Raw genomic sequence first — 6441 nt, forward strand, 5'->3', positions numbered from 1 at the left:
GTCTTCAACCCCCAGTTGGTTAAAGCGGGAAATCGTGGCTGGCACCACATCCGCAGCCAGCGTTTCCGGAAAAATATTGCGAGCTGACTCAATAGAAAAGGACATCCCTCTAAACTCTGTAAACGGACAATAGACTTAATTTTACATCACTTCACAAAGCTTGGAAGTCGCCTATACCAATGATTCCGATTTGTATTGTTGATAGTGCAGTTAAGTTATTTGAGTGGCTCAATAGGGGTGAAATGAGGATACGGGGGCCTAGTGCAACTTGTCGATCCAAAACCTAACAACACGAGGGAACTCCGGAACGACCGATCGGGGGATTTTTCGGCTCGCTTGCCACATGACTTTAACTAAAGTTGCACACCGCGTAACTGGTAATAAAGGATTGACCTCAGCTCACCGGCCTTCAAAAATTGCCCTAAGTAAATATCTCTACCCTCTAATATTTGTATCAGAAAATACAAATTCTTCCTATTATCTCTAAAAGACTATAAGTCTCTTCATTAAAGGGTTTGAGCGAATAAAATTCGAGTTCTATTCACAGCTTTACTCAATCTTTATCGAAAAGCATTTATTCATTTTCATCCCTTTACCCAAGACTGAATATTAATCTTTAACGTAAGTAGTATGAACGCTAAAAACAGTTCAGCCAAAGTGAACTCTATTAGGTTTTAAAGTTATGAGTTACTTCTTGTCAAATCTGCTACAGCCTTTACGTCAATGGCTCGATACGCGAAAAATTCAAAATCCTAAAATCGCATTATTCTTGTTTAAAGCCATTCCCGCTCAATGCCCGTTCGAGCGCGACATCGTCCTCTTCGGTCGCCGCTTGCTACGCATTCCTCCCATGTGCAAGCTCAACCCCTTTTACGAGCAACTCGTCGGACTCCGTTTTCGTGCAATGTGCTACCTCGTCGATGACTGCGGAATGGTCGAACTTTGCTAGAACGATCGAGTTTCTGAGTGACCTAGAAAAACTTGTTTCTTCAAGTTCTCTCTTCAGCACAACTCGCCACCTGCTTTCTCAAAGTCTTCAAGCTACGATCGACCTGTCTTGCGGTCTTCTCCCTAACCTGAGATGCGGGAACTCCCCCTACATTGCCCCCTATATCGCCCGAACGCTTAAACAGATATAACACCTCAGAACTATCCAACATCCCTAACCATTCCCCACGACCGACCCCAGAATCGCGATGCCAAGCCATCTTAGGACGTTCCGAATCTTCCCCACAGAGTTAAAATAAGAATATCCAAAACATACACTTTACTCTGCAAGCATCAGTGGGCAACACCTTCGGAAACCTATTTCGCATTACCACCTTCGGTGAATCTCATGGCGGTGGCGTCGGTGCGATCGTCGATGGATGTCCTCCCCAGCTCGATATTTCTACAGAAGAAATTCAGTTCGAGTTAGACCGTCGTCGTCCCGGTCAGAGCAAAATTACAACTCCGCGAAAAGAAACCGATACCTGCGAAATCATCTCTGGGGTGTTTGAAGGCAAAACTTTAGGAACTCCAATTGCGATCTTAGTCCGTAACAAAGACACGCGACCTCAAGACTACGACGAGATGGCTCAGACCTATCGTCCCTCTCATGCCGATGCCACCTACGACGCGAAATATGGCTTCCGCAACTGGCAGGGTGGGGGTCGCTCTTCTGCCCGAGAAACCATCGGACGGGTAGCTGGTGGTGCGATCGCCAAAAAAATTCTGCGGCAAGTCGCCGGGGTTGAAATTATCGGTTACGTCAAGCGCATCCAAGATTTAGAGGGTGTAGTAGACCCCGAAACTGTTACTCTAGAGCAAGTTGAAAGTAACATCGTTCGCTGTCCCGATGCCGAATTCGCACGATCGGCGATCGAACGAATCGAGCATATTCGCCGTCAGGGAGACTCCGTCGGCGGTGTGGTCGAATGTGTGGCGAGGAACCTCCCCAGAGGACTCGGCGAGCCGGTCTTTGATAAACTAGAGGCCGACCTGGCAAAAGGTGTGATGTCCTTGCCTGCAAGCAAGGGATTTGAAATTGGTTCCGGATTTGCGGGAACCTTACTTACCGGTAGCGAGCATAACGACGAGTTTTATCTGGACGCATCCAGGCAAATCCGAACCCGTACCAACCGATCGGGTGGAATTCAGGGTGGCATCGCGAATGGAGAAAATATTATTATTCGAGTGGCTTTCAAGCCCACGGCGACTATTCGGAAAGAACAGAATACTGTGACCCGAGATCGCCAAGAAACGGTGCTAGCGGCGAAGGGACGACACGATCCTTGTGTTTTGCCCCGCGCCGTTCCCATGGTGGAGGCGATGGTCGCTTTGGTGCTATGCGACCACTTATTACGCCATCGGGCACAGTGCAATACTCTCAAACCTGTTGAACCTATAAATTAGTTGCTACGATCCAAGTATGGGAGTCTAGGTCGACGGGCACTCAATCTATCCGGATGTCACACCTCCTCCTTAGATAATTGATGTTGTAAGGCTGTCCCCGATACTTTTATGGAAACAAGCACATCCTCTGATTTTGTTATCCAGTTCTGGGGTGTCCGAGGTAGTATTCCCACCCCCGGAAAAGATACCGTTCGTTATGGCGGTAATACTTCCTGCATTGAAATGCACATCGGCGGAAAACGTCTCATTTTCGATGGCGGAACTGGCTTACAGGAATTGAGTAAAGATCTGATGCGGGATCTGCCGCCAGAAACCTATATGTTCTTTCCTCACTACCATTGGGATCACATTCAAGGGTTTCCCTTTTTTATGCCCGCCTTTGTGAAAGACCACCGCTTGCATATCTACGGAACGTTACCTCAAAATGGTGATTCCCTAGAGAAACATTTTATCGAGCGAGTACTCCATCCCAATTCTCCAATTCCTTTAGCCGGGATGCAAGCCGATCTCAAATTTACTCATATCGTCTGTGGCGATACCTTTGAGATGGACGACATTACCTTCCAAACCGGTCATCTCAACCATCCCAATAATGCGATGGGGTATCGAGTCAATTGGCAGGGACATTCAGTCTTTTACTGCACCGATACCGAACACTACCCCGATAGATTGGATGAAAATGTGCTAGAACTGGCTCAGGGAGCGGATATGCTCATTTATGATGCCATGTATACAGACGAAGAATACAACAATCCAAAAGCGCCAAAAGTGGGTTGGGGTCACTCGACATGGGAGGAGGGGGTCAGAATTGCCAAAGCGGCAGGAGTGAAAACTCTTGTTGTCTTCCACCACGAACCCAGCCACTCTGATGATTTTCTCGATGCACTCGATCTAGAAGTCAAAGCAGCCTTTCCCAATTCGGTGCTGGCTCGCGAAGGAATGATGTTACCAGTTTATTAAGGGTCGTACTCCCCTAAGATGAAGGAGTTTGGGAGGCTTGCTCTTGGAGGCGCTCTAAAGAAATCCTGGCGGCCTCGGCTACTTGAGCATCAGAGTCTTTTGCCATATATTGAAGCGCGGAGGTTGTTTTGGAACCCGGAAGATGTCCCAAGGCTTCCGCTAGGCGCTGTCGCACCAGCCAATCGTCCGACTGAACGAAGTTGAGTAATTTATCGATCGCAGCGGTAGCTTTAATTTCTCCCAATGCAGAAATTGCCGCTTGTTGCAGCACGACTTCCTCGCTGTCGAGGGCTTTGATTAATACATCGTAGGCTTGAGGGTTTTTTAAGTTTCCTAACGACACCGCAGCACTAAAACGTACCAGCCATTGGGTATCTTCGTAAAAGGCTCGCACGAGGGGTTCAAATGCCCGTCCGTCTTCCAAATAGCCCAACGCCCCAGCTGCGTCGGCGCGAATACCGTAATCGGGGTCGGTTTCGAGCAAGCGCACCAAAATTGGGTAGCATTCTTCCGTGGGTTTGATACCCAGGGCAAAGATCGCCATCGATCGAATGGGAAGATTCTCATCGTCGAGGACTTTTTTGATGAGCGGTACGGCATCGACGGCCGGAACTTTTCTCAAGGAAGCCAAAGCCAACATTCGATCGCGCGCGTTCGGACTTTCTAACTGAGTCGAAATGTGGGTTAAATTATCGGGATTCATAAATCTGGGGTCGATCGGGGAATTTACAAAACTTTACGAGTTATTGTACTGATTATACCTACTGCCGAAGCCATCTTGTGGGTTCCACAGGATTGACCTGTAGAACGTTTCGGTCAAAATCGATCGCGGGGCAAACCTTCAAACTCGTTTGCGTGCAGGCTCTTCTATCGAGTTGTTACCCTAGAAGCTAGAACCATTACCGATACTCAACCACCACACCAACGGATGCCATGAAGAAAGAAAATATAGGCCAAATCGCCAGCGACTTTAAAACGCAAGTGGTAATTTTGGCAAGTTTTGTAGCCATCATGTGGATCGTCGAAATTGCTGATTTTGTTGTATTTCGAGGCGGGTTAGATCGATTCGGCATTCTGCCGCGCCACGAGATTGGTTTGCGCGGCATACTCTTGATGCCCTTTCTCCACGGCAATTTCCCTCACCTGATCGCCAATACAATCCCATTCATTACGTTGGGGTGGCTGGTGATGCTGCGCAACACGTTGGATTTTTGGATCGCCACAGTAACAATTGTTTTAGTGGGCGGTGCGGGCGTGTGGCTTTTCGCATCGCCAGCCTATCACATCGGTGCCAGCGGTCTAATTTTTGGATATCTCGGTTTTCTCATGCTGCGAGGTATATTCGAGCGCAGCTTCGCCGGAATTGCTTTGTCCGTCATCGTCGGTTCTGCATACGGAAGCCTGATTTGGGGCGTTTTGCCCGGTCGGCCGGGAGTCTCTTGGGAAGGACATCTCTTTGGCTTTTTGAGCGGTGTCCTAGCGGCTTATTTCGTAAGCCGTAAAACGAAGAGTGTTTTGTGAGCGATCGAACACGGAGTGTGGTTTGAGAGACTAAACCGAGATTTTACGGGTCGGGCTTTCCCACTCGAAAACGTATAGATTTTAAATCTTCGAGCTTTTTCCAGCCATATCAACTTAAGGAGCGCTCGAGACTTTAGGTGGAGAATCCAACAGAATTCACAAAGACAGACATTCGTGGGAATCGGTCATTATTTTTTCGATCTCGCCGACTCGATCGAGCCAACTCATTTTAAACTTGGGAAATCAGCAAAATATTTCCACTCAAAAAAACTCTTGCGCCCTAACACATCGATAATGTTTTCTCAACGGATCGAACCCGGCCCCGGTCAAGAATCAGTCTGGGACTATCCCCGTCCCCCTCGCTTGGAAGATACTAGCAAGCACCTACAAGTCGTCTTCAACGGCATCACGATCGCCGATACCCACAACGCCAAACGAGTCCTAGAAACCAGTCATCCCCCCGTCTACTATATTTCTCCCCTGGATATCCAGATGGAGTATCTATCTCAAACCGATCGCACTTCTTACTGCGAATGGAAAGGTGTTGCCGGATACTATACGATCGTTGTTGGGGACAAACAAGCCCCGAATGCCGCCTGGTTTTATTCCCAACCGACTCCCGCTTTTGCCACGATCGAAAACTACGTGGCGTTTTATGCTGACATGATGGATGCGTGCTACGTTGATGGCGAGCAAGTGCAACCGCAACCGGGCAATTTTTACGGGGGATGGGTGACGCGCGATATCGTCGGCCCGTTTAAAGGTAGTGCCGGGACTTGGGGCTGGTAAAAGCAACGAGGCAGGGGAAGCAGGCGTTGCGCGATGTCTTCGTCTACAATTTATGTGGGTTCGAGCTTGCCGATCTTTGAGGAGGAAGTCTTTGCATAACGCGAGCGGATCGAAAAAAACAACCAGCTATTCGGGAACAGTGCAAGACGATATCCCAGAAGCCTTACGAGACGGCCCTGCAGAACTCCTCACCCCATCGGCGGTATCTCGGGAGAAATGGCTGGTTTGGGGCCTAATTGGATTGGTGGGTTTGGGCATTTTGGCGTTGGCAGGGAGTTTGTTCTGGGTGGTACAGTCCCAACAACGCTCGATCGCCACTTCCTCTCCAGCTTCTGAGGACGTTGCAACATCCTCTACCTCCAACCCGACCGCTGAAGACACCTCAGATGACTTGCTGGGACATTTGCCTTACGAAATCGCTCCAGAGGGCGAGCTAAAACCCATTGTCGCCGATGGTAGCATTCGCTTGCGCGCAACGGCTGCCGATCGCTATTTAGAGATGGAAGCAGCAGCCAGAGAGCAAGGTATTTTTCTGGCTCCCATTTCCGGTTTTCGGACTCTTGAAGACCAGGAATTTTTATTTTTTGACGTGAAAGCCGAACGCCGACAGGGGGCTTCAGAACGGGCTGAGGTGAGCGCTCCTCCAGGCTATAGCGAACACCATACCGGTTATGCCATCGATATTGGCGATGGCAACGTCCCGGCAACCCACCTCATGCAAGAATTTGAGAAGACCGAAGCATTTCGCTGGCTCGAAGAAAACGCGCCGTACTACAG

General features: G+C 49.0%; 8 protein-coding genes. 6 read left to right on the plus strand and 2 right to left on the minus strand.

What is annotated here, in order from left to right; genetic code table 11:
• Positions 1–682: 682 nt before the first annotated feature.
• The gene (locus IQ235_RS15545; RefSeq protein WP_264322353.1) at positions 683–949 is read left to right on the plus strand and encodes a Mo-dependent nitrogenase C-terminal domain-containing protein; all 267 of its coding nucleotides are present in this window, start codon (positions 683–685) and stop codon (positions 947–949) included.
• A 40-nt stretch (positions 950–989) separates the two neighbouring features.
• Here IQ235_RS15545 and IQ235_RS15550 read toward each other — a convergent pair whose 3' ends face one another.
• Entirely contained in the window at positions 990–1208 is a 219-nt protein-coding gene (locus IQ235_RS15550) for a hypothetical protein (protein WP_264322354.1), read from the minus strand.
• Positions 1209–1284: 76 nt separating this feature from the next.
• On the opposite strand from IQ235_RS15550, the gene aroC reads away from it, so the two are divergent.
• Both aroC and IQ235_RS15560 read left to right on the plus strand, forming a co-directional pair.
• The gene (aroC, locus tag IQ235_RS15555; protein WP_264322355.1) at positions 1285–2394 is read left to right on the plus strand and encodes a chorismate synthase; all 1110 of its coding nucleotides are present in this window, start codon (positions 1285–1287) and stop codon (positions 2392–2394) included.
• Between the two features lie 108 nt (positions 2395–2502).
• Positions 2503–3354: an MBL fold metallo-hydrolase gene (locus IQ235_RS15560; protein WP_264322356.1), complete on the plus strand. Its 852-nt coding sequence runs from the start codon at positions 2503–2505 to the stop codon at positions 3352–3354.
• 13 nt (positions 3355–3367) lie between these two features.
• Here the strand turns inward: IQ235_RS15560 and IQ235_RS15565 are convergent, their stop codons facing one another.
• The gene (locus tag IQ235_RS15565; RefSeq protein WP_264322357.1) at positions 3368–4057 is read right to left on the minus strand and encodes a HEAT repeat domain-containing protein; all 690 of its coding nucleotides are present in this window, start codon (positions 4055–4057) and stop codon (positions 3368–3370) included.
• Positions 4058–4287: 230 nt separating this feature from the next.
• Here IQ235_RS15565 and IQ235_RS15570 point away from each other — a divergent pair, with 230 nt between their 5' ends.
• The 3 genes from IQ235_RS15570 to IQ235_RS15580 form a co-directional block, all read left to right on the plus strand.
• Positions 4288–4875, plus strand: coding sequence for a rhomboid family intramembrane serine protease (locus IQ235_RS15570; RefSeq protein WP_264322358.1), 588 nt, complete (start codon positions 4288–4290; stop codon positions 4873–4875).
• Between the two features lie 294 nt (positions 4876–5169).
• Complete coding sequence (locus IQ235_RS15575; protein ID WP_264322359.1) at positions 5170–5664, plus strand: DUF427 domain-containing protein; 495 nt, start codon at positions 5170–5172, stop codon at positions 5662–5664.
• Between the two features lie 139 nt (positions 5665–5803).
• The coding region (locus tag IQ235_RS15580; RefSeq protein ID WP_264322360.1) for a M15 family metallopeptidase at positions 5804–6441 on the plus strand (638 nt) is incomplete at its 3' end.

This window comes from Zarconia navalis LEGE 11467 (assembly GCF_015207075.1).
GTDB lineage: Bacteria > Cyanobacteriota > Cyanobacteriia > Cyanobacteriales > Geitlerinemataceae > Zarconia > Zarconia navalis.